At 71.6% G+C, this 21,729-nt stretch carries 18 protein-coding genes and 1 pseudogene; 8 read left to right on the forward strand and 11 right to left on the reverse strand.

Annotated features, from left to right (window positions below; translation table 11 throughout):
* Positions 1 to 6 precede the first annotated feature (6 nt).
* The 3 genes from ACZ63F_RS02255 to sbnA are packed head-to-tail and all read left to right on the forward strand — an operon-like array spanning position 7 to position 3,206.
* Positions 7 to 1,011, forward strand: a complete 1,005-nt coding sequence (locus ACZ63F_RS02255) for a TauD/TfdA family dioxygenase (RefSeq protein WP_469707870.1) — start codon at positions 7 to 9, stop codon at positions 1,009 to 1,011.
* Entirely contained in the window at positions 1,008 to 2,078 is a 1,071-nt protein-coding gene (gene sbnB, locus ACZ63F_RS02260; RefSeq protein WP_469707872.1) for a 2,3-diaminopropionate biosynthesis protein SbnB, read from the forward strand. Before ACZ63F_RS02255 ends, sbnB begins: the two co-directional genes overlap by 4 nt.
* A 36-nt stretch (positions 2,079 to 2,114) precedes the next feature.
* On the forward strand, positions 2,115 to 3,206 hold the full coding sequence (gene sbnA / locus ACZ63F_RS02265; RefSeq protein WP_469707873.1) for a 2,3-diaminopropionate biosynthesis protein SbnA: 1,092 nt from the start codon (positions 2,115 to 2,117) through the stop codon (positions 3,204 to 3,206).
* 81 nt (positions 3,207 to 3,287) lie between these two features.
* Here the strand turns inward: sbnA and ACZ63F_RS02270 are convergent, their stop codons facing one another.
* Together ACZ63F_RS02270 and ACZ63F_RS02275 are read right to left on the reverse strand one after the other, a co-directional pair.
* Positions 3,288 to 4,493, reverse strand: a complete 1,206-nt coding sequence (locus ACZ63F_RS02270) for a cytochrome P450 family protein (RefSeq protein ID WP_469707875.1) — start codon at positions 4,491 to 4,493, stop codon at positions 3,288 to 3,290.
* Between the two features lie 39 nt (positions 4,494 to 4,532).
* Positions 4,533 to 5,300: a hypothetical protein gene (locus tag ACZ63F_RS02275; RefSeq protein WP_469707876.1), complete on the reverse strand. Its 768-nt coding sequence runs from the start codon at positions 5,298 to 5,300 to the stop codon at positions 4,533 to 4,535.
* A 120-nt stretch (positions 5,301 to 5,420) separates the two neighbouring features.
* Between ACZ63F_RS02275 and ACZ63F_RS02280 the strand changes: the two genes are divergently transcribed.
* On the forward strand, positions 5,421 to 5,939 hold the full coding sequence (locus ACZ63F_RS02280; RefSeq protein WP_469707877.1) for a P-loop NTPase family protein: 519 nt from the start codon (positions 5,421 to 5,423) through the stop codon (positions 5,937 to 5,939).
* A gap of 16 nt (positions 5,940 to 5,955) precedes the next feature.
* On the opposite strand, the gene ACZ63F_RS02285 is transcribed toward ACZ63F_RS02280, so the two are convergent.
* Complete coding sequence (locus ACZ63F_RS02285) at positions 5,956 to 6,354, reverse strand: VOC family protein (RefSeq protein ID WP_469707879.1); 399 nt, start codon at positions 6,352 to 6,354, stop codon at positions 5,956 to 5,958.
* A gap of 92 nt (positions 6,355 to 6,446) precedes the next feature.
* Between ACZ63F_RS02285 and ACZ63F_RS02290 the strand changes: the two genes are divergently transcribed.
* Positions 6,447 to 7,433, forward strand: coding sequence for a helix-turn-helix transcriptional regulator (locus tag ACZ63F_RS02290; protein ID WP_469707881.1), 987 nt, complete (start codon positions 6,447 to 6,449; stop codon positions 7,431 to 7,433).
* 351 nt (positions 7,434 to 7,784) lie between these two features.
* Here ACZ63F_RS02290 and ACZ63F_RS02295 read toward each other — a convergent pair whose 3' ends face one another.
* Both ACZ63F_RS02295 and ACZ63F_RS02300 read right to left on the reverse strand, forming a co-directional pair.
* A complete protein-coding gene (locus ACZ63F_RS02295) occupies positions 7,785 to 8,213 on the reverse strand; it encodes a VOC family protein (RefSeq protein WP_469707883.1) in 429 nt (142 codons plus the stop codon).
* 78 nt (positions 8,214 to 8,291) lie between these two features.
* Positions 8,292 to 9,773 carry an FGGY-family carbohydrate kinase gene (locus ACZ63F_RS02300; protein ID WP_469707885.1) on the reverse strand — a complete coding sequence of 494 codons (1,482 nt, stop codon included), beginning with the start codon at positions 9,771 to 9,773 and terminating at the stop codon, positions 8,292 to 8,294.
* Between the two features lie 366 nt (positions 9,774 to 10,139).
* Here ACZ63F_RS02300 and ACZ63F_RS02305 point away from each other — a divergent pair, with 366 nt between their 5' ends.
* Both ACZ63F_RS02305 and ACZ63F_RS02310 read left to right on the forward strand, forming a co-directional pair.
* Positions 10,140 to 12,926: a lectin gene (locus tag ACZ63F_RS02305; RefSeq protein ID WP_469707887.1), complete on the forward strand. Its 2,787-nt coding sequence runs from the start codon at positions 10,140 to 10,142 to the stop codon at positions 12,924 to 12,926.
* A 208-nt stretch (positions 12,927 to 13,134) separates the two neighbouring features.
* Positions 13,135 to 14,808 carry an esterase-like activity of phytase family protein gene (locus ACZ63F_RS02310; protein WP_469707888.1) on the forward strand — a complete coding sequence of 558 codons (1,674 nt, stop codon included), beginning with the start codon at positions 13,135 to 13,137 and terminating at the stop codon, positions 14,806 to 14,808.
* 91 nt (positions 14,809 to 14,899) lie between these two features.
* Here ACZ63F_RS02310 and ACZ63F_RS02315 read toward each other — a convergent pair whose 3' ends face one another.
* The 6 genes and pseudogenes from ACZ63F_RS02315 to ACZ63F_RS02340 all read right to left on the reverse strand — a co-directional run bounded on the left by ACZ63F_RS02315 (position 14,900) and on the right by ACZ63F_RS02340 (position 20,556).
* Positions 14,900 to 16,456, reverse strand: coding sequence for an oxidoreductase (locus tag ACZ63F_RS02315; protein WP_469707890.1), 1,557 nt, complete (start codon positions 16,454 to 16,456; stop codon positions 14,900 to 14,902).
* 57 nt (positions 16,457 to 16,513) lie between these two features.
* Positions 16,514 to 17,302, reverse strand: a complete 789-nt coding sequence (locus tag ACZ63F_RS02320) for an SAM-dependent methyltransferase (RefSeq protein WP_469707892.1) — start codon at positions 17,300 to 17,302, stop codon at positions 16,514 to 16,516.
* A 135-nt stretch (positions 17,303 to 17,437) separates the two neighbouring features.
* Positions 17,438 to 18,202: an SDR family oxidoreductase gene (locus tag ACZ63F_RS02325; RefSeq protein WP_469707894.1), complete on the reverse strand. Its 765-nt coding sequence runs from the start codon at positions 18,200 to 18,202 to the stop codon at positions 17,438 to 17,440.
* A 116-nt stretch (positions 18,203 to 18,318) separates the two neighbouring features.
* A pseudogene (locus ACZ63F_RS02330) lies at positions 18,319 to 18,516 on the reverse strand (Gfo/Idh/MocA family protein); the annotation flags it as partial.
* Positions 18,517 to 18,599: 83 nt separating this feature from the next.
* Positions 18,600 to 19,361 (reverse strand): SDR family oxidoreductase, encoded by a 762-nt coding sequence (locus ACZ63F_RS02335; RefSeq protein WP_469707896.1) that lies wholly within the window; start codon positions 19,359 to 19,361, stop codon positions 18,600 to 18,602.
* A gap of 16 nt (positions 19,362 to 19,377) precedes the next feature.
* Positions 19,378 to 20,556: a phytanoyl-CoA dioxygenase family protein gene (locus tag ACZ63F_RS02340; protein ID WP_469707897.1), complete on the reverse strand. Its 1,179-nt coding sequence runs from the start codon at positions 20,554 to 20,556 to the stop codon at positions 19,378 to 19,380.
* A gap of 109 nt (positions 20,557 to 20,665) precedes the next feature.
* Here ACZ63F_RS02340 and ACZ63F_RS02345 point away from each other — a divergent pair, with 109 nt between their 5' ends.
* Complete coding sequence (locus tag ACZ63F_RS02345; protein ID WP_469707898.1) at positions 20,666 to 21,712, forward strand: LacI family DNA-binding transcriptional regulator; 1,047 nt, start codon at positions 20,666 to 20,668, stop codon at positions 21,710 to 21,712.
* Positions 21,713 to 21,729: the final 17 nt, after the last annotated feature.

Consider the following 21,729-nt stretch of genomic DNA (forward strand, 5'->3'; position numbering starts at 1 on the left):
CCCGAGATGCCTTTCTCCTCCCTGGCATCAGCGCTCGACGTGGAGCTGCGGCCGGACAAGCCGGCCCTGCTGTGCGTCGATCCCCCCGACGACCCCCCGAAGTGGGCGGCCGAGCACCGCGAGGCGCTGCGCGCCCAGGTCACCGAGCACGGGGCACTGGTCGTCCGCGGCCTCGGACTGCGCGACACCGCCCAGGTCGGTGCCGTCTTCGGACAGCTGGCCGGGGAACTCATGACGGAGCGGGAGGCCTTCACCCCCCGTGAAGCCCACCTGCCCGGCGTGTACGACTCCACGCCCTGGCCGGCCAACCAGCCCATGTGCATGCACCACGAACTGAGTTACCAGCTCCGGGTGCCCGGCCTGATGCTGTTCGCCTGCCGCACCGCGGCCGAGCAGGGCGGGGCGACCGCGGTGGCCGACGCCGAGGAGGTGCTGCGGGCGCTGCCCGCGGGGCTCGTCGAACGGTTCGAGCGGGAGGGCTGGATCCTGACCCGCACCTACAACGACGAGATCGGTGCCAGCCTCACGGAGTCGTTCGGCACCGCCGACCGCGCCGCGATCGAGGGCTACTGCCGGGCCAACGCCATCGACTTCACCTGGCAGCCCGACGGCAGCCTGCGCACCGAACAGCGTCGCAACGCCGTCGTCCGGCACCCGGTCACCGGCCGCCGCTGCTGGTTCAACCAGATCGCCTTCCTCAACGAATGGACCCTCGCCCCCGAGGTCCGCGAGTACCTGGTGGACGTCTACGGCGCGGACGGACTGCCGTTCAACACCCGCCACGGCGACGGCAGTCCGGTCGGCGAGGACGTCGTCCAGCTGATCAACAGCACCTACGAGGCACACACCCGGCGCGAGCCCTGGCACCAGGGTGACCTGCTGCTCGTGGACAACATCCGCACCGCGCACAGCAGAGAGGCCTTCACCGGCGAGCGGCAGGTCCTCGTCGGCATGGGCGACCCCGTCCGGCCTGCCGAGGACTGCCAGGCCCTGGAGGCGAGCGAGCGATGACCGACGTACTGTCCACGGCCGCCCGGGCGGCCCGGCCCGGGCCGGGATCCGCGCCGACCTTCGCGGTGATCACCGGTGAGCGGGTGCAGCGCGCCCTGAGCGGCCGCGAGAAGGAACTCGTGGAGCTGGTCGAGACCGCCTACCGGCTGCACGACGCCGGGGACTCGGTCAACCCGCCGTCGTACTTCCTGCGCTTCGAGGACCGGCCGGCCTCGCGGATCATCGCGCTGCCGGCCTCCCTCGGCGGGCCGGTCCAGGTTGACGGCCTGAAGTGGATCTCCAGCTTCCCCGAGAACGTCGGCGCCGGGCTGCCGCGGGCCTCCGCGGTGCTGATCCTCAACGACCACGACACCGGCTACCCCTTCGCCTGCCTGGAGAGCTCGATCATCAGCGCCACCAGGACCGCGGCCTCCGCCGCCCTGGCCGCCGACTGGCTCAGCCGGGGCCGCACCCGCCCCCGCCGGGTGGGCTTCTTCGGCACCGGCCTGATCGCCCGCTACATCCACACCTTCCTGGCCGGCACCGGCTGGGACTTCGACGAGATCGGCGTGCACGACCTGTCCGCCGACAGCGCCGGCGGCTTCCGCGGCTACCTGGAACAGACCGGCACCGGCGCGCGGATCACCGTCCACGACAACGCCGAGGACCTGGTCCGCGGCAGCGACCTGGTGGTCTTCGCCACCATCGCCGGCCAACCCCATGTCACGGACCCGGCCTGGTTCACCCACAACCCGCTGGTCCTGCACGTGTCCCTGCGCGACCTCGCCCCCGAGGTCCTCCTGGGCGCGGCCAACTTCGTCGACGACGTCGACCACTGCCTGAAGGCCGACACGTCACCCCACCTGGTCGAACAGCTCACCGGGAACCGGGACTTCCTCAACGGAACCCTCGGCGACATCATGGCCGGCCGGGCCGCCCCGCCGCCCGACCGCCCGGTGATCTTCTCGCCCTTCGGACTCGGCGTCCTCGACCTCGCCGTCGGCAAGTACGTCTACGACGAGGTGTCCCGGGCCGGGGACCTCTGTCTCATCGATGACTTCTTCCACGAACTGCGCCGCTACGGCTGAGGCCGTCGTCCTCGGCCCGGCACCAGGAGGCCCGCCGTGCCTGTCATCTCCGCTCCCTACGCCTTCAACGAGGGCGACCTCTACGTCGACCTGGAGTCGATCTGCGGACACCCGCTCTACCTGAAGTGCGAGGCCTTCAACTTCGCCGGATCCATCAAACTGAAGGCCGCCAACGAGATGGTGGAGAACGCCGAGCGGGACGGAATCCTGAAAGCGGACTCCGTGCTGGTCGAGTCCTCCTCCGGCAATCTCGGCGTGGCGCTCAGCATGATCGCCGCGAGCAAGGGTTACCGGTTCCTGTGTGTGACGGACTCCCGTTGCAACCTGTCGACCAGGCTCCTGATGGAGGCGCTCGGCAGCGAGGTGCACATCGTGGCCGACCAGGACTCCAACGGCGGGTTCCTGGGCACGCGGATCGAGTACGTCCGCTCGCTGTGCAAGTCGGACGACCGGTACGTGTGGCTCAGCCAGTACACCAACGTGGGCAACTGGACGGCGCACTACCGCACCACCGGCCCGGAGATAGCCCGCCGGTTCCCGGAACTCGACGTGCTGTTCGTCGGGGCCGGCACCACCGGAACCCTGATGGGCTGCGCCCGTTACTTCCGCGAGTGGCACCGGCCGGTGCGGATCGTCGCGGTGGACGCGGCCGGTTCGGTGGCGTTCGGCGGCGAGCCGGGCCGCCGGATGATCCCGGGCCTCGGCATGAGCATGCGCCCGCCGCTGCTCGACGAGTCCTTCGTCGACGAGGTGATCCAGGTGGAGGAGCCGGACACCATCCGGATGTGTCACCGCATGGCCCGGCACGGCTTCCTCTTCGGAGGCTCGACCGGGACCGTGGTCAGCGGCGCGACCGACTGGCTGACCCGGCACGACGCCCGCGACCTCACCGCGGTCGCCATCGCACCGGACCTCGGCGAGCGCTACCTCGACACCATCTACCAGACCAACTGGCTGCACGACCTCTACGGCGACCAGGTGCTGGCCACCGAGGACGGCGACCTGGTGGCCCGCACCGCGGGCGACGGCCAGGTGCTCGGCACCAGGGACACCGCGCCGGCGAAGCCCCTGCCCCGGGAGCCCAAGTCGGCCTCCCGGGCACCGGCCCGCCGGCGTACCAGCACCTGACGGCGGTGCACGCCGGCAGCGGCCCCCCGGACACGCCCACGCGGCGGCGACCGGGGGGCCGCCGCCTGCCGGCCGGTCCGCTCAGTAGCGCACGGGCAGGGCGCGCAGCCCGCGGGTGCGCATCGACGGACGCCACTCCAACCGGTCCACCGGGACGTCGAGTTCGAGGCGGGGGAAGCGTGCGAGGAGCGCGCCGAGGGCGATCTCGGTCTCCAGCCGGGCCAGTGGCGCGCCCAGGCAGTAGTGGATGCCGTGGCCGAGGCCCAGGTGCCCGGTGGCGTCACGGCCGAGGTCGAGCCGGTCGGGCTCGGGGAAGCGGCGCGGGTCGCGGTGGGCCGCCGCCAGGGACAGCAGCACCGTCTCGCCCGCCGGGACGGTGACCCCGCCGATGACGACGTCCTCGGTCGGGAAGCGGCGGATCGCGAGCGGCGCGGGCCCGTCGTAGCGGACCAGTTCCTCCACGGCCGGCCCGAGCCGGGCCGGCTCCGCGCGCAGCGCGGCCAGCTGCCCGGGGTTCTCCAGCAGGGCCAGCGTGGCGTTGCCGATCAGGTGGACGGTGTTCTCGTACCCGGCGAACAGGATGAGGAAGGCCAGCGACATCAACTCGTCCTCGCTGAGCCGGTCCTCCTCGTCCCGCACGGCGATCATGGCGGAGAGCAGGTCGTCGGCGGGCTCGGCACGCTTGCGGGCGAGCAGCCCGACGAAGAAGGCCAGCAGCGCCCCGACGGCCTCCTTCGCCCGCCCGGGACGGGTGTGGTCCGGCACGACGAGCGCGTCGGTCCAGGACCTGAAGTCCGGCCGGTCCCCCTCGGGCACGCCCAGCAGCTCGCAGATCACGGCGACGGGCAGCGGCGCCGCGTAGGCGGCGATCAGATCGGTACGGCCGAGGGGCGCCATCGCGTCCAGGAGCGCGTCGGCGGTCGCCCGGACGGGTTCGCGCAGCATGGCGATGCGGCGGGGCGTGAAGGCCCGGGACACCAGGCGCCGGACGCGGGTGTGGTCCGGCGGGTCCATGTTCAGCAGGTTGGCGTCGAGCGCGGGCGGCAGCGCGAGCCCGCGATAACTGCCGGGCTCGGCGTGGGCCTTGTCGAGGGAGAGCCGTGGGTCGGCCAGGGCCTGCCGCACGTCCTCGTACCGCGTCACCAGCCAGGCAGGCAGCCCGTCGGTGCCGGTGATCCGGTGCACGGGTCCGGCCTCCCGCAGCCGGGCGTACCCGGCGTACGGGTCGGCGAGCAGCTCGGCGTGGTCAACGGCAGCCGGAGCGGGGTGCGTTGTACGGGCGTCCATGCCCCAACCCTAGACAGTGCGGGAGCGGACGGGGGTCGGTCACCCGGAGGCCGGGGCGCCGTCGGCGGCGTCGGGGGAGCGCAGCAGGCGCAGGAAGGCCTTGATGCCCGCGATGAGTTCCTGGTCGTCGGTGAGCCGGTTCACCGTGGCCTCGAACTGCCTTCCCAACGCCACCATCCTGCGATCCGCCGCCTCGGCCCGTTCGTCCGAGCGCTGGGCCAGCGCGTCGACGGCATGCCGCAGTTCGGCGAGGGCCCGGTGCTGTTCCTCCGCCTGATCCGCCAGGACCCGCGTCCCGGCCTCGGCGCGGTCCAGCCGGGCGTGCAGTTCGACGACGTCGTCCCGCGGGTACGTGACGTCCTCGAGGAGGCTGCCCAGGCGCCTGCGGAGCTGGCCGAAGTAGGCGCCGGCCGGCCGGAAGAAGGTGCTCAGCAGGAAGAACGCGGCGAACCAGTACCCCGTGAACTCGCCCGTCGCCCAGGTGACCGCGACGACGGCCGCGGCGGTCACGAGGTGCCCCGCGACCGCCGCCCGGAGCATCGCGCGGGCGATGCGCGCGGCCTCGGCGTCCCGGGCCGCCGGGACCGTCATGCCCTTCTCCCGGCTGACCGCGATCTCGGCGAGCACCGCATGCGCCCTGAAGTACAGGTTCCAGGGCAGGGTGAGCAGGAGCAGCAGCCACAGCAGGCTCAGCACCCCCGCACCCACGGCGAACACCACAGCGGGCGGCGCCCCCGCCACGTACGCGAGGATCAGCGCCGTGGCCGCCGCGACGACGGCCGCCAGCGCTCCGAGAAACCTGCCCATGGTCCGTGTCCCCCTGTCTCCCGCCCGCCGGTACGGCCCATCGTCCCTGCCCCGGTGCGCGGCGGCATGAGTAGCCGTACTCAGGGCAGCGCAGGTGAGGCCGCGGGATAGGGTGCACGGATGGAGCGGATCTTGGTGGTGGGGGTCACCGGCGCGGGCAAGTCCACGCTCGCCCGGGCCCTGAGCGGTCGTCTGGGCCTGCCCTACCACGAGATGGACGCGCTGTACTTCAACGGCCCCGGCTGGGCTGTCAACGGCGAACTGTCCGCGGACGTGGCACGGCTCACCGCCGGGCCGCGCTGGATCGTCGACTCGCTCGGCTATCCGGAAGTCCGTGACCTGCTGTGGGTCCGGGCCGACACCGTGGTCTGGCTGGACTATCCCAGGCGCGTCGTCATGCCCCGCGTGCTGCGCCGCTCCGTCCGGCGGACCGTCACACGCGAGGCCCTCTTCGGCGGCAACAGGGAGACCTGGTCGGGGTGGCTGAGCCGGGAGCACCCGGCCTGGTGGGCCTGGTCCCAGCACGGCCCCCGAAGCCGCGAGATCGGGCGCCGGGTCGGGGATCCCCGTTTCGCCCCCCTCGACACCCACCGCTTCGCGCACCCCGACGACACGGCGGCCTGGCTGGCCGCCCTCTGAGAGCGCGGCCGAGGCGTCAGCGCCCGAACTTCGCGACGGCAGCCGGGGTGACGGGGGTGAAGAAGTTGACGAGGTTGCCGTCGGGGTCGCGGAACAGCAGCGACCGGTTGCCCCAGGGCATCGTGGTGGGCTCGGTGACGAAGTCGGTGACGAAGTCCTTCAGGTTCCGGTGGACGCGGTCCACGTCGTCGACGAGGAACTCGGTGATCACGCTGTGGTTCTCCGCCGGGCGGGCGGAGCCCGGTGCGAACAGCGGGACGGTGCGGGTGCCGGCGATCGCGAGGGTCGCGCCGGCCGTCCTGAGCTCGGCGAAGTCCTCGGTGGCCCACGCCGCCCGAGCCCCGGTGGCCCGCTCGTAGAACGCGACGAGGCGTGCCACGTCGCCGGTGATGATGCGGATCGAGACGAAGTCCATGGTGTCTCCTTGGCTGTGCTGAAGCTGGGCACCACGCAGGCTAGGAGAAATAGCGGACAGAATCGGTCCGGTATTCGCGCTAGATTGTGTCCATGTCCCGACCCACCGGCCGCGTGCTGACCCTCCTGGAACTGCTGCAGTCGGGCGGCACCCGGACCGTGGCCGAACTCGCCGACCGGCTCGGCGTCGAAGGGCGCACCGTACGGCGGTACGTGGACCAGCTGATCGACCTCGACGTGCCCGTCGAATCGGTGCGCGGCCGCTACGGCGGGTACCGGCTCGCCCCCGGCTACCGCCTGCCGCCGCTCATGCTCGGCGACGACGAGGCGCTGGCCGTACTGCTCGGCCTGGTCGCCGGCCGCCGGGCCGGGCTGACGACGGAGCTCACGGCGAGCGAGACGGCCGCGGCGAAGATCCGGCGGGTGCTGCCCAGGCATGTCGCGCGCCGTCTCGACGCCCTCCTGGAGGCCCTCGCCTTCACGGACCGGCCCGGCGAGTTCGACACCCCGGACGCCGGGGTCCTGCTCACCGTCGCCGACGCGGTACGCCACCGCCGGCCGGTCTCGATCCGCTACTGCGACCGCGACGGACGGCGCAGCGAACGCACCCTGCACGCGTACGGGATCGTCGCACACGCGGGCCGTTGGTACGTCACCGGCAGGGACGCCTCGGCAGGTGCGGACCGGACCTTCCGGCTCGACCGGATCGCGGACGCGCGGACCCTGCCCGGCTCCTTCGAGGCGCCCGAGGGCCCCGCTCCCGCGGAGCGCGTGCTCTCCGGGTTCGCCACGGCCGGGTACCGGCACGAGGTGACCCTGCGGATCCACGGGACGCCCGAGCAGATCCGGGCCCGGCTGCCCGCCGCCGTTGCCACCCTGGAGGAACACGAACCCGCGGCGGACCGGGACCCGGCGGCCGAGCGCTGGCTGCGGGTCGAGCTGCGGGTGGAGCGGCTCGACTGGCTGCCTCCGGTACTCGCCGCGCTGGACCGGCCGTTCGTCGTCGAGCGCCCCGGCGAACTGCGCGACCTCGTCGCCGCCCTCGCCGACCGCCTCGCGTCCTGCGCCCGCCGGACCTGACCGCGAGCGGGCCGGCCCGGAGCGGTCGGAACCCCGCGACCTGGGCCCGGTCAACGCCGCCACCCTCCGCGCGGCCCACCGCCTCCAGGAGAGCGGCTCCGCCATCGACAAGACCACGCTCACCGGCTTCTGACCGGGCGTCGGACGACGCCGTGCCGCACCGTGGCCGAACCACTCCGGCACCCGACGTCGTGAACCTCCATGTGCACGGCTGCCGTTCGACATCGCGCCAGCACCTCGCCCCACAGCCGGCGGCCGCGGCCGGAGCACCTCGGCGAGCGCTCCCGGGGCCCGACGAACGGATGGACTTGACCAAGCGGACCAGGACAACCCCGGGGCGGCCGGGCGTGCTCAGTCGATGCAGAACTCGTTGCCCTCGATGTCCAGCATCGGGATGCACGCGTCATTGCCGTCGTACAGCGTCTGCACGTGCACCGCGCCGAGCGGGACCAGCCGCGCGCACTCGGCCTCCAGCGCGGCGAGGCGCTCCTCGCCCACGAGGCCGGTGCCGACCCGCACGTCGAGATGCACCCGGTTCTTGACGGCCTTCCCCTCGGGCACGCGCTGGAAGTAGAGCCGCGGGCCCACTCCCGAAGGGTCCACGCAGGCGAACCACGCGTCCTGCTGCTCGGGCGGCTGCGCGCGCCTGAACTCGTCCCAGGTGGCGAACCCCGCCGGCGGCGGTGGTACGACGTACCCCAGCACCTCGCACCAGAAGCGGGCGAGACGCTCGGGTTCCGCGCAGTCGAAGGTGACCTGGAACTGCTTGATCGCTGACACCGGCGTACCGTAACAGGCGCACTCCGCGCTGCGCGGCCCGTTGTTTCGCGGTGCGCCGGCAACAACTGCGCAAGCCGGTCAGCGTGTTCGAGGGCCGGTCCGCTGGTCGTGGGCCAGGGCGTGGGTGACCGCGGTGGTGCTCTCGTACAGGTCCCGGTACTGGGTGAACCGGCGGCCGTAGACGGCCGCGGTCGCGGGATCGGGCCGGACCACCGACTCCGGCGGGTTCCAGGCGGTGATGTCCGGCCGGCCGGTCAGCCCGGCGGCGAGGAAGGCGGCACCGTAACTGGCCCCGATGGTGGTGCGGGCGACGATCTGTTCGAGGCCGGTGACATCGCTGACGATCTGGGGCCACAGCCCGCCCCGGGTGCCGCCGCCCACCGCGACGATCCGCCGGATGTCGGCGCCGGCCGCGAGCATCGTCCCGACGTTGTGCCGGACCCCGTAGGCGGTCGCCTCCAGCGCCGCCCGCATCAGGTCGCCCCGGGTGTGACCCAGCGTCAGGCCCGCGATCACTCCTCGGGCGTCGGGGTCCATGACGGGCGTGCGCTCCCCGGCGAAGTAGGGCAGCATCACCAGGCCGTTCGCACCCGGCGGCGACGCGGCCGCCTCGCCGAACAGCACGCCGGGCCCGATGCCGCCGAAGAGCTGTCCCAGCCAGTCGGTGACGGCTCCGGAGGTCGCCATGCCGCCGGCCAGGCAGCGGGTGCCGGGCAGGGCACCCACCGTGGACCACATCGACGGGCTGGTCACCAGCCGGTCGACGGTGTTCACCAGGAACATCGTGGTGCCGTACATCAGCATCAGGTCGCCGACACCGTGGCCGCCGACGCTGACGGCCTCGCTCCAGGCGTCGATCGTCCCCACGATGACCGGCGTCCCCGCCGGGACGCCCGCGACGGGCGTCCGCACCCGGCCGGCCTCCTCGCCCGGCCAGCGCAGCGGCGGGAGTTCGATGCCGGGTGCGATGTGCTCGGCCCACTCGGGGATCCAGCGCTGCTCGTGGATGTCGAACAGCGGGGTGCACTGGCTGGCGGAGTGCAGGTCCAGCACATAGGCGCCGGTCAGGCGGTGGGCGAGCCACGACGCCGGCATGTAGAGACGGCGGGCGCGCGCCCACGCGTCGGGCTCCCGTTCGCGGATCCAGGCGAGCTTCGGCCCGACGGCCTGGGACGACAGCGCCGAACCGCACCTGCGGAAGACCGTGTCCGGCCCCAACTCCCGGTTCAGCCGCGTGATCTGTTCCCCGGCGCGGGTGTCCACGCCGTACAGCACCGCCGGACGCACCGGTTGGTCCGCGCCGTCGACCAGCAGGGTGCACGGGCCCATGCCACTGACTCCGACGGCCCGGACGGTGACGTCGTCGCGGTCCAGGAGTTCGGCCGCGAGCGAGACGAACTCGTCCCACCACACCTGTGCGTCCATCTCAACGTGCCCCGGCCGGGGACGGTCGACCGCATGACCGCGTACGGCCTCGCCCAGGACGCGGCCGGCCGTGTCCACCACGACGCCCTTGGTACTGGAAGTGCCCACGTCCACTCCGAGAACGACGTCGATCATGTGCTGCCTCCCTTGGCGCCGGATGCGCCACCGTAGCCTGCCGCTCCGCGGTGACGGCGTCTGCGACCCGCAGGCCGCGGCGGCCGGCTCGCGTCGTACCCAACGCGCCACTGCGCGGCAGTCGTTGACATGCCCCTGCCTTGTGGCTAGCTTCACGGACAGTTCCCGCTCTGCTCCCGGGGCGCTCACGGCCCGGGGACCCTTCGAAGCGTTCGTAGCTCAGGCACCTCGTCTCCACGGTCGGACAACGTTGTCAGCGCTGGCCATCCGACCACCCGGCGCGCGCCGTTCCTCATCCGGGGTCGCGTTCCCGACCGCGCCGACAACGTTGTCGGACCTCAACTTCCGAGTAGAGGAGCACACCCCGTGATCACACGACTGTCGAGACCTCCCGGCACCATGGCGACCGGTCTCCTCGCGGCCGCGGCGCTCGCCGCGGCCGGACTGTGCACCCCGGCGTGGGCCGCAGGCAAGGCCGCGCTCGTCACCTCACCGGCCACTCTCGTCAATCCGTTCATCGGAACGTCGAACCAGGCCGACGACTTCCCGGGCGCCGACGTCCCGTTCGGCATGGTGCAGTGGAGCCCGGACACGCCGTCGCGGCCCGACGGCGGAGGCTACGAGTACAACGACTCGTCGATCACCGGCTTCAGCCTGACCCACATCGGCGGTCCCGGCTGCGGTGCGGCCGGGGACATACCCGTGCTGCCGACGGTGGGAGCGGTGAACACCGGTGCCACGGACGCGTTCTCGCACGCGGACGAGTCGGCCTCCGCCGGGTCGTACAAGGTCACGCTCACCAACCAGGTGACCACCGAGCTGACCACCACGACCCGCAGCGGCATGGCCCGCTTCACCTTCCCCTCGACCAGCCAGGCCAACCTGATCTTCAAGTTGACGGGCAGTCAGAACGGTGCCAGTTCGACCCAGTTCACCAAGGTGTCGAACACGGAGGTCAGCGGGCAGGTCACCAGCGGCCACTTCTGCGGCGCGGGAAACACGTACACCGTGTACTTCGACATGGTCTTCGACCAGCCGTTCGCCTCGCAGGGCAGCTCGCTCGCCAAGGCGTCGGCCACCACGCCTCCGGCCACCGCCAAGGCCTCGAAGAACGCCGCTGAGAAGCCCAACCAGCCGGTCCTGCACGGCAAGAACCCCGGCACCGCGCACCCCGGGTCCGCGAAGAGCACACGGAGCAGCGCCGCCCCGGCCGCCGCCGCCTCGAACGGCTACGTCACCTTCAACACCACGAGCAACCCGGTCGTGCAGGCCAAGGTCGGCATCTCCTACGTGTCGGTCGCGGGCGCGGTCGCCAACCGGACCGCGGAGAACGCCGGCTGGGACTTCGACGCGACGCGGACCGCGGCGCAGAACGCGTGGAACAGCACGCTCGGCAAGGTGCAGATCGCCGGCGGGACGGCCGCACAGCAGCAGAGCTTCTACACGGCGCTCTACCACTCGCTGCTGCACCCGAACGTGATCAGCGACAGCAACGGGCAGTACTACGGCTTCGACGGGAAGACGCACACCGTGGACGCCGGTCACGGCGCGGTGTACGCGAACTACTCCGGTTGGGACATCTACCGCTCGCAGGCCCAGCTCGAAGCCCTCGTCGCGCCCCAGGTCGCCTCGGACACCGCCCAGTCCATGGTCGACGACTACGCGCAGACCGGGATCTTCCCCAAGTGGTCGGAGAACAACGGCGAGTCGTACGTCATGGTCGGTGACCCGGCGGACGCCATCCTCGCGGACTACTACGCCTTCGGCGCCCGGAACTTCGACACCACGGCCGCCCTGGCCGACATGCTGAAACAGGCGAGCACCGCCAACAACGACCGCCCCGGCCTCGCCTATCTGAACTCGCCTGGCTACATGCCGCACGACGGCAGTTACGGCTGCTGCAACTTCTACGGCCCGGTGGCCACCACCCTGGAGTACGACACCGCCGACTTCGCGATCTCCGCGCTGGCCGGAGCGCTCGGGGACACCGCGAACCAGAAGACCTACGCCAACCGCGCGCAGGACTGGCGCAACGTGCTCAACCCCGCCTCCGGCTTCGTGGAGCCCCGCAACGCGAGCGGCTCGTGGACCGGCGGCTTCGATCCCACCAGCGGCACCGACATGGTCGAGGCCGACTCGTGGATCTACACCGGGATGGTGCCCTTCGACATCGGTGGGCTTGCCCGCGCCAAGGGCGGCAACACGGCGATGAACCACTACCTGGACACCGTGCTGCGCAGCTACACCGGCGCCAACGGCTACGCCTGGGTCGGCAACGAGCCGAGCATCGAACTTCCCTGGGAGTACGACTACACCGGGCAGCCCTACAGGACGCAGGGCACGGTGCGGGCGATCCAGGACCAGATCTGGTCGAACACGCCGGGCGGCCTGGCCGACGGCAACGACGACCTCGGTGCGATGAGCGCCTGGTACGTGTGGTCGGCGCTCGGCATGTTCCCCGAGACGCCCGGCACCGCCGACCTCGCCCTCGGCTCACCGCTGTTCACGCAGGCCGTGGTCACGCTCCCGTCGGGCAGGACGCTCACGGTCAACGGCAACGGCGCCGCCGACAACGCCCCCTACGTCCAGTCCGCGGCGTGGAACGGCACGGCGTGGAACAACGCCTACGCCCCCACCACGGCGATCACGGCCGGCGGCACGCTGGACTTCACGCTGGGCACCGGCGCCAACACCTCCTGGGCGACCGCGGCCGGCGCGGCGCCGCCCTCGTACGCGGGCGACACCACCGCGCCCACCTCGCCGCGGATCGGTCCGCTCACCTCGTCGGTGGCCTCGAACCTGTGCGCGGACGTCGCGTCCTCCGGCACCGCTGACGGCACCCACGTCCAGATCTGGGGCTGCGACAGCACGTACGCCCAGGACTGGATCGTCGCCGGCGACGGAACGGTCCGGGCCCTCGGCAAGTGCCTGGACGCCGACCACAGCGGGACCACCAACGGCACGCTGATCCAGCTGTGGACCTGCAACGGCACCGGCGCCCAGCAGTGGACCGCCGGCGGCAACGGGTCGCTGGTCAACCCCGAGTCGAAGCTGTGCCTCGACGACCCCAACTCCTCGACGGGGAACGGCACCCAGCTCCAACTGTACACCTGCAACGGCACCGCCGCCCAGAACTGGAGACTGCCGGGCTGAGCGGCACCGAGCCGGCCGGGCAGCCGCACGCCCGGCCGGCTCCGCGCACCCGCGGAGTGATCAGCAGTTGGTCTATACCACGTCCGTCAAGATGTGAACATGGCAGATGCGTGGACGTGCTGCGACCCGGCCGAAAACAGGCCACTTTGAACCGTCGGTTCACCTGATGGCGACTCAGGGTTCACTCCCGACCTACAAGTTCATGGGCATGACCTCAAGACCTCGCTTGCGCAAGCGCACCCGGATCGGCACAGCGATCCTTGTCACCGTCGCCGTTGCGGGTACGGGCACCGTCGTGGCCCAGGCCCACGGCTGGCTGTCGGCCCCGACGCACGACTTCGACGCGGCCGCCGACTCGTTCTCCGGCCACGGCAAGGTAACGGGTGACGTGCTGCGCAACGACGACGGCGCGACCGCGGTCGTGCGGCACACCACCCCGTCCCACGGCACGGCGACGGTCGACGCGGACGGCACGTTCACGTACACGCCGCACGCCGGCTTCAAGGGCACGGACACCTTCACGTACACGGCGACCGACGCCGTGCAGCTGTTCAAGGACACGCAGCGCAACGGCGACCCGCTGCCCTCGCTCGCCACGGTCGCGGGACCGGGCGGTACGACCACCCGCATCTCCGGCGAGGGCTACGGCTCCGCGCTCACCCCGGTACCGGGCAAGTCCGGCCGCTTCTACGGCCTCACCGACCGCGGTCCCAACGCCGACGCCCCGGACGGCAACAAGTCCGAGATGCTCACCGACTTCACCCCGCAGATCGGTGAGTTCAAGCTCGACAAGGGCAGGGCCGAGCTGGTCGGGAAGATCACGCTCAAGGGCCCGAAGAGCCTGGGCGGCGTGCCGTACAGCGGCCGTCCGCCGCACGACACGAGCGAGGTCATCGACGACGTCACCGCGACGAACGCCAACGGCGGCACCCCCGTGCCCGTCCGGCGTGACCCCTACGGCTACGACTCCGAGGGCCTGGTGGCGCTGCCCGACGGCACGTTCTGGGTCTCGGACGAGTACGGTCCGTACCTCACGCACTTCGACGCGAACGGCTACGAACTGGGCCGGCTGACCCCGTACAAGGACAGCCAGGACAACCAGTTCCACAAGATCCTCGCCTACCTGCCGGCCGAGCTGGCCAACCGCCTGAAGAACAAGGGCATGGAGGGCCTGACGGTCACGCCGGACGGCTCGACCCTGGTGGGCGTCATGCAGGCCGCGCTGCAGCAGCCGGATCTGGGCAGCACCAAGGCGTCCAACCTCGCGCCCACCCGCATCGTCACCATCGACCTGCGCACGTTCAGGACCAAGCAGTACCTGTACCTGCTGGACGACCCGGCCACCACCGGTGACGCCAACAGCGAGATCACGGCGCTGTCCGACACGAAGTTCGTCGTCGACGAGCGCGACGGAAACGTCGAGCCGTTCGCCCAGAAGTCCCTCTACGAGGTCGACATCAACGGTGCCACCGACGTCAGCGGGCTGACCGTCGGCGGCAAGTCGCCGGAGGCGTTCGTCGGCAAGGTCGGCACCAACGCCGCGCTCACCGCGCTCACCGGCGCCGGCGTCCAGGTCGCGCAGAAGCAGCCCTACCTCAACGTCGGGACGCTGGTGAGCCAGCTCGACCCCAGCGGGAAGTTCTTCGGGCACGACAAGGTCGAGGGCGTCGCCACCACGGACGCGGGCAAGACGCTGTACCTGTCCAACGACGACGACTTCGGCATCGACACCATCGCCGTCGACCCCGACGGGAAGTGGACCGTCCACCAGAAGGTGCTGCCGGCCACGGGCCAGACCGACAACGGCGAGATCCTGAAGGTCGACACCACCAAGCTGCCGGCCGTGCTCAAGACCGTCACGGTCACCGTGCGCGTGAACTGACACGCCCAGCGCCCAGCGTCCGGACCCGGGCCCGTCCGTCGGTGGACGGGCCCGTTCGGCTGCCGAGGGCGCCCGCGCCGGGCAGTCGCCGCTAGTTCTTCTGCAGGGCGCGGGTGACCCCCGCGATGACGGCGGTCGTCAGTATCCAGCCGAAGGCGATCAGCAGGTAGGCCAGCCACTGGAGGCCCTCGTCCGGCCAGTACCAGGCGCCGCGCTGGCCCAGGCCGCCGATGGGGATCAGCAGGTCGAGGGTGTAGACGAGCGGCTGGAACGGGGCGCCCTGGCCTTGCTGGACCGGCTTGGGGGAGTGGCCGCCGAAGGACAGGGTGCCCAGCAGGGTCAGCGCGAGCAGCCAGACGCCGGCCAGCCAGGGGCGGTAGCCGTAGCCGACGGTCACGTCGAGCAGGTGCCCCCACGCCCGCGCGGCCGGGGGCAGGGTCCGCCGCCGGTGGCGCTGCCGGGCGAGGAGCACCCGGCGGGCCTCGTCGTCGTGCCCGGCCTTGCGGTACCAGCTCGCCAACTGCTCGTAGGGCTGGGGGTTGTAGCCGGGGCTGCGCCGTATCCACGCCACCCGGCGGGCCACGGAGTTGCGCTGCCCCGCGGCTTCCGGCCGCCCGCCGGCCTCGACCCCCCTGATGGCGCCGTACTCGAAGCCGTCCAGCTCCACCACGTCCGGCCAGCTGCGTTCGCCGTCGCGCAGGTACGACACCTGCGCACCCCGCAGGTCCACGGCGCCCGACGGCGGCCGGGCGAGCGTGAAGTCGAAGTCGACGGCCTGCATCAACGAGGCCGACAGGGACGGCCCGGCGCCCTCGGGCGGCCCGTTCAGCACGGCCCCCGCGAAGCTCAGGCCGGCCGAGATACGGGCGCCCCGCAGCTCCACGGTGCCGTTCGCGACGAACCCGCTGGACAGGACGACCGTCGAGGTCACGGAGTTCTCCAGGTTGAGCGCCAGGCCACGCGGGCTGGGCTCCTCGAGACGCGCGCCGTTCATGTACAGCCCGCCGGGCAACTGCGCACCCGGCAGCCGTACTTCACCCCGCGCGACGAACCCGGGCCGGCAGAAGAGTCCCCCTTCCATGACCAGGCCGCCGCCGGCCAGGGCCCACCCGCCGGGCGCGTTCAGCTCGGCCCTGTTGAGGATCACCCCGCCGGTCACCCGGGAGTTGGTGAGGGACAGGGCGGTGACGCGATGGTGGAAGTGCGACGGGGCGCCGCTCTCGACGATCGAGCGCCCCAGGTCGAGGTTCCCCTCGACACGGGCCGCCCCGGCCTCGATGCCGGGCACCCGGCAGCCCTTGAACACGAGCGTCTGGGTGGTCGCCCCGAGCAGGTTCACCGCCTCGTCGAACCAGCACTCCTCCAGCCAGAGGGCGTACGCGAGCTGCGCGCCGGCCAGGTCGAGCGGGCCGGCGATACGGGCTCCGGCCAGCCGCAGACACGGCACGGCGCCGGGTTGCCCGCTGCGCGCGCCCAGCATCAGTGCCGCGATCACGGAGGCCCTGACCGTCCGCTCCGGCCCCCAGCGCCCACCCTCGACGGCGCGGTCGTCCCCGGGCCCGTCCGCGCGCAGGCTCACGGCCCGCCCCTCGGGAAACGCGTCCCACAACTCGCGTTCCGGCGAAGTCAATTCGTCGTATGAGAACACCCGTGCAGCGTAGTGATCCTCCTGCGTTCCCGCCTCGCCCCGGGGGCGGGGGCGTTGTCACGGCACGCGGGCGACGCCGACGTAGAAGCCGCTCAGCTCCTGGGCGGGAGCCGGTGGGTCCTGGTACCAGTGGGTCGCCGTGACCAGTCCGGGAGCCACCAGTTCCAGGCCCTCGAAGAACGGCTCGATCTCGGCCCGCGTACGCATGCGCAGGGGGATCTCGCCCTTGCGGTAGGTCGCGTTCACCGACTTGACGAGGTGCGGGTGCTCGTCGGTGGTGCCGTGGGAGAACATGAAGTAGCTGCCCGAGGGCAGCGCGTCGAGAATCGTCCGCGTCAGACCGTAGGGGTCCTCGTCGTCGGTGATGAAGTGCATCAGCGCGATCATCGACAGCGCGACCGGCCGGGTGAAGTCCAGGAACGTCCGGGCGTGGTCGAGGATGGTTCCCGGCCTCCGCACGTCGGCCTCGATGTAGTCCGTGGCCCCCTCGCGGCTGCTGAAGAGGAGAGCCTCCGCGTGCCGCAGCACGATGGGGTCGTTGTCGACGTAGGCGATCCGCGCCGACGGCACTGTGCCCTGCACGATCTGATGCAGGTTCGGCTCGGTCGGGATGCCCGTACCGATGTCGAGGAACTGGTCGATGCCGTTGCCGGCCAGCCAGGCGGCCGCGCGGTGCATGAAAGCCCTGTTGCGCATCGCGTTGAGACGCGCTTCCGGCGGCAGCTTCGACGCCACCTCCTCATCGACCGGATAGTTGTCCTTGCCGCCCAGCAGCCAGTCGTAGACCCGTGCCGGATGGGGCCTGCTCGTGTCGATCTGGCCTTCGGAAGAAGGTAAGGCGGTCATGCATGACTCCAGCGCGCACTAGATCACTGACCGGCTCACCGAGGTCGCTTCGCGCGCCGCGGACGAGGCGGTGGGGGGCGTTGTGATTGTGTCATTGGCCCGGGCTTCGCGCAGAGTTGCCGTTCGGTGCAGCGGTCACAGGGCCGAGCCGCCGGACGCGTCGATGCACTGTCCCGTCACCCAACGGGAGTCCGTGGAGGCGAGGAAGGCCACGATGTCCGCGACGTCCGCGGGTTCCCCCATCCTGCCGAACGCGGAGAGCGCGGCATGCTGGGCCTCGGCCTCGGGCGTTGCCCAGCGCCTTCGGTTCATGTCCGTCCTGACGAACCCCGGTGCCACGCAGTTCACCGTGATCTGCCTGACCCCCAGCTCCTTGGCGAGGGTGTGGGTGAGAGCCTCCAGGGCCGCCTTGGCCATGGAGTAGGCGAGGGCGGACGGGAGGGCGACACGGGTGGCCGCCGAACTGATGTTGACGATACGGCCGCCCTCGCGCAGCAGCGCAAGTCCTTCCTGCACGAGAAAGAGCGGGGCCCTGGCGTGGACGGCCATGAGCCGGTCGAAGTCCTGCGGGGTCACCTCACGGACACCGCCCCCGATGTTGAAGCCCGCGTTGTTGACCAGGATGTCCAGCGCGGTCGGCTCGCCCAGGGCGCGCAGCCCGGCGTCGAACCGCTCGTACACGGTCCGGATGCCGTCGGGCTCGTCGAGCGCACCGCGCAGCGGGAACGCGCGGCCACCGGCATCGGTGATCAGCGCGACGGTCTCCCGGGCCGAGGTCTCGTCACTGCCGTAGTGCACGGCGACGAGCGCGCCGTCCGCCGCGAGACGGCGGGCGATGGCCCGGCCGATCCCGCGCCCGGCACCGGTGACCAGAGCCGTTCTGCCGCCCAGCGTACCCATCGGGCCCCCACGTCATGATCAGTCGCATACGCTGCGCGAGCATAACTCATTGCAGAAACCGCATACCCGGCATGCTCTCGGCAACTGATCTGGGACGAGGGGGACTTCGCGGTCCCGGGGTCGGCGATCAGCTCGGCGCACGAGTCCACCACCCGCTCCACGCCGTGCGCGGCGGCGAACTCCACGGCCGGGACCCGGTCCCGGGCCGCCACCGCGACGAGTCGGTGGCCGCCCGCACGACCGGGTCCGACGATCGAGAGTTCGGCGATCCGGGCGGCGCCCAGGACGCCGATCCGCAGGGGTGTGTCCGTCATCCCTCGCACGCTCCGGCGATCCCGCTCAGCCTCATGGTTGCCGAACCAGGTGGGTTCTCCGCCCTCTCTCCCGACGAAGCGGCTCAGCCCTGGCCGCCGAAGACGACCTGGCCCCAGTCGATGACGGACCCGGTCACCACCCCGCTGCGGTCGGAGAGCAGGAAGACGACGAAGTCGGCGATCTCGTCGACCTGCCCGAGCCTGCCCATCGGCTGGGCCGCCGCTGCCCGCTCCCGCCAGTCGTCGCCCGCGCCGTGGAAGGCACGCTGGACCTCGTCCTCGCCCTCGGTGTCGGTCCAGCCGATGTTGAGGCCGTTGATCCGGATGCGGTCCCAGCGGTGGGCGTGGGCGGCGTTGCGGGTGAGCCCGGCAAGGCCGGCCTTGGCCGCGGAGTACGGCGCCAGGAAGGGCGGGCCGCCGTGGGCGCAGTCGGAGATGATGTTGACGATGGTGCCGGGCGCCTCACGGGCGACCATGTCGGCCACGGCCGCCTGCATGGCGAAGAACGGCGCCCGCAGGTTGATCGCCATGTGCTGGTCGAACAGCTCGGGTGTGGTGTCCAGGAGCGAGCCGCGCGAGGTCAGCCCGGCCGCGTTGACCAGACAGTCGATCCTGCCGTGCGCGTCGAGGGTGCGTACGACGCTGTCGCGTGCCTGCTCCGGGTCGGCGAGGTCCGCGCGTACGAAGCGGGCGCCTGTCTCGGCGGCGAGCCGCTCGCCCACCTCGGCCCGGCGGCCGGTGAGGACGACGCTCGCGCCCTCCCGTACCGCCGCCCGCACGATGCCCGCGCCGACGCCCTGGCTGCCGCCGTTGACGAGGACGACCTTGTCCTCCAGCAGTCCCATGAATCCGGTGTTCCCTTCAGCTCCGGCGGCGCTTGGCGGCCGCCTGCAGTTCCTCGTGCAGCAGCTCGGGCGACCAGCCCTCCGCCACGGCCTTCCACACGGTGTCCGCCTGCGAGGGCGGGGCGAGACCGTCGACCGGCGGGTCGAGGTCCAGGTCGGTGGGGAAGGGATAGCCCTCGGCGGTGGCGGCGACCACGCGGCGCAGCCAGTCCTCCGAGACCCCCTCGGCCTTCCGGCGCAGCAGCACGGGGAAGAGGGCGCGCGCCATCGCCGCACGGTCCACCGTCTCCATGGCGCGCCCGAAGGCGGAGGAGATCTGCAGCAGGTTCGCCATGCGGCGGATGCCGGTGGAGCGGTTGTGCCCGGCGGCGTGGAAGAGCGCGGGGTTGAAGAAGACGGCGTCGCCGTTGTCCAGGGGGAGTTGGACGTGGTGGGTGTCGAAGTACTCGACGAACTCGGGCAGTCGCCAGGCGAGGTAGCCGGGCTCGTACTTCTGGGAGTGCGGGAGGTAGAGCGTGGGGCCGGACTCGACGGGCATGTCGCAGTGGGCGACGGCGCCCTGGAGGGTGAGGACGGGGGACAGGCGGTGCACGTGCGCCGGGTAGGCGGCGGCCCGCTCCTGGGAGAGGAAGCCGAGGTGGTAGTCGCGGTGCACGCTCTGTGCGGCGCCGCCCGGGTTGACCACGTTGACCTGTGAGGTGACCTGGTAGGCGGGGCCCAGCCAGGCCTCGGCGATCAGCGCGACCATGTCGTTGGCGTAGTAGTCGGCGAACACCTCGGGCGCCCGTACGGCCACCTTGTCCAGGGCGTTCCAGACGCGGTCGTTGGCGCCCGGCTTCGCGAAGTGGTCGCCGCGGGCGGCACCGCTCGCGCGCTCTTCCTCGATCAGCGCCGTGAAGGCCGCGGTGGCCCGGTCGACGACGTCCTCATCGGCGAACGCACCCTTGAGGACCACGATGCCGGGGCCGTCGAGCAGTGCCCGGACCAGTTCGCCCTGCACCTCGCGCCGGCCTTCCGGGGTGGCCGTGAGGAGGCGGAGCCGGTCGCTGTCGTAGAGCGGGACGTTCTGCTCCACGTGCTCGGCCGAGGGGGTGTCGGCGGGATCGGTGCGCTGGTCCACGAGGGAGCGGAACGCGTCGAGGTCGCAGTCGGCCTCGGTCAGCCAGGTCCGCGCTCCCGCGGTGGAGATGGGCATCCGTGGTCCTTTCGTCGTCCGTGCATTTCTGCCAGTCTTGAGAACCCGAAGCCATCATTCAATGCTTGGCAATACATCAAAAGTGCATCAGAAGGTTTGCGAATCCGTCATGAGGCACCCTTACCCGATCAGGGAAATCGCCCGCCAGGCAGGCCTGAGCACGGCCACGGTGGACCGTGTGCTCAACGAGCGCGGCAATGTGCGGGAGAGCACCGTCAGGGAGGTGCGGGAAGCCATCAAGGACCTGGACCGCCAGCAGGCGCAGGTCCGCATCGGCGGCCGCACCTTCATGATCGACATCGTGATGCAGGCACCGGAGCGGTTCTCCACCGCGGTGCGCGAGGCGCTGGAGGCCGAACTGCCCTCCCTCCATCCCGCCGTCGTGCGGTCGCGCTTCCACTTCCGTGAGACCTGCCCGGCCGCCGAGCTGATCGGGACCCTGGACAAGATCGCCAAGCGGGGTTCGCAGGGCGTGATCCTCAAGGCCCCCGACGTACCGGAGGTCGCTGCCGCCGTCGGGCGACTGGTCGCGGCGGGCATCCCCGTCGTCACCCTGGTGACCGACCTCCCGCACAGCGCACGCATGGCCTACGTCGGCATCGACAACCGCGCGGCAGGCACCACGGCCGCCTATCTCCTCGAACAGTGGCTGGGCGACCGGCCCGGCCATGTGCTCACGACCCTCAGCCGGGGATCCTTCCGGGGCGAGGAGGAGCGCGAGATGGGCTTCCGCAGCGCGATGCGCCTCACCGGTCCGCACCGGTCCCTGGTGGAGGTCACGGACAGCGACGGCCTGGACACCACCCAGTACGACCTCGTCGTCGACGCGCTCGAACGCGACGAGGACATCGTGGCCGTGTACTCCGTGGGCGGCGGCAACCGCGCCACCCTGGAGGCGTTCGACGCGCTCGGACGCCAGTGCGTGGTGTTCATCGCCCACGACCTGGACCGAGACAACACCCGGCTGCTGCGCGAGCGCCGCCTGTCCGCGGTGCTCCACCACGACCTGCGCCAGGACATGCGCCGCGCCTGCCAGACGATCATGCGCGCCCACAAGGCACTCCCGCCCGACGGCCCCGCCCTGCCGTCGGCGATCCAGGTGGTCACACCCTTCAACATGCCACCCGGGACCCCGTCGACGACGCCCGCGGCCTGAACGTCGAAGGACCGCCG

This window comes from Streptomyces sp. NPDC104761 (genome assembly GCF_055583445.1).

Excerpts from the sequence above, each read along its gene's own strand:
- ACZ63F_RS02255 (WP_469707870.1), top strand. The coding sequence starts at position 7 with ATGCCTTTCTCCTCCCTGGCATCAGCGCTCGACGTGGAGCTGCGGCCG.
- sbnB (WP_469707872.1), top strand. The coding sequence starts at position 1,008 with ATGACCGACGTACTGTCCACGGCCGCCCGGGCGGCCCGGCCCGGGCCG.
- ACZ63F_RS02270 (WP_469707875.1), bottom strand. The coding sequence starts at position 4,493 with ATGGACGCCCGTACAACGCACCCCGCTCCGGCTGCCGTTGACCACGCC.
- ACZ63F_RS02275 (WP_469707876.1), bottom strand. The coding sequence starts at position 5,300 with ATGGGCAGGTTTCTCGGAGCGCTGGCGGCCGTCGTCGCGGCGGCCACG.
- ACZ63F_RS02280 (WP_469707877.1), top strand. The coding sequence starts at position 5,421 with ATGGAGCGGATCTTGGTGGTGGGGGTCACCGGCGCGGGCAAGTCCACG.
- ACZ63F_RS02285 (WP_469707879.1), bottom strand. The coding sequence starts at position 6,354 with ATGGACTTCGTCTCGATCCGCATCATCACCGGCGACGTGGCACGCCTC.
- ACZ63F_RS02290 (WP_469707881.1), top strand. The coding sequence starts at position 6,447 with ATGTCCCGACCCACCGGCCGCGTGCTGACCCTCCTGGAACTGCTGCAG.
- ACZ63F_RS02300 (WP_469707885.1), bottom strand. The coding sequence starts at position 9,773 with ATGATCGACGTCGTTCTCGGAGTGGACGTGGGCACTTCCAGTACCAAG.
- ACZ63F_RS02310 (WP_469707888.1), top strand. The coding sequence starts at position 13,135 with ATGACCTCAAGACCTCGCTTGCGCAAGCGCACCCGGATCGGCACAGCG.
- ACZ63F_RS02320 (WP_469707892.1), bottom strand. The coding sequence starts at position 17,302 with ATGACCGCCTTACCTTCTTCCGAAGGCCAGATCGACACGAGCAGGCCC.
- ACZ63F_RS02325 (WP_469707894.1), bottom strand. The coding sequence starts at position 18,202 with ATGGGTACGCTGGGCGGCAGAACGGCTCTGGTCACCGGTGCCGGGCGC.
- ACZ63F_RS02335 (WP_469707896.1), bottom strand. The coding sequence starts at position 19,361 with ATGGGACTGCTGGAGGACAAGGTCGTCCTCGTCAACGGCGGCAGCCAG.
- ACZ63F_RS02340 (WP_469707897.1), bottom strand. The coding sequence starts at position 20,556 with ATGCCCATCTCCACCGCGGGAGCGCGGACCTGGCTGACCGAGGCCGAC.
- ACZ63F_RS02345 (WP_469707898.1), top strand. The coding sequence starts at position 20,666 with ATGAGGCACCCTTACCCGATCAGGGAAATCGCCCGCCAGGCAGGCCTG.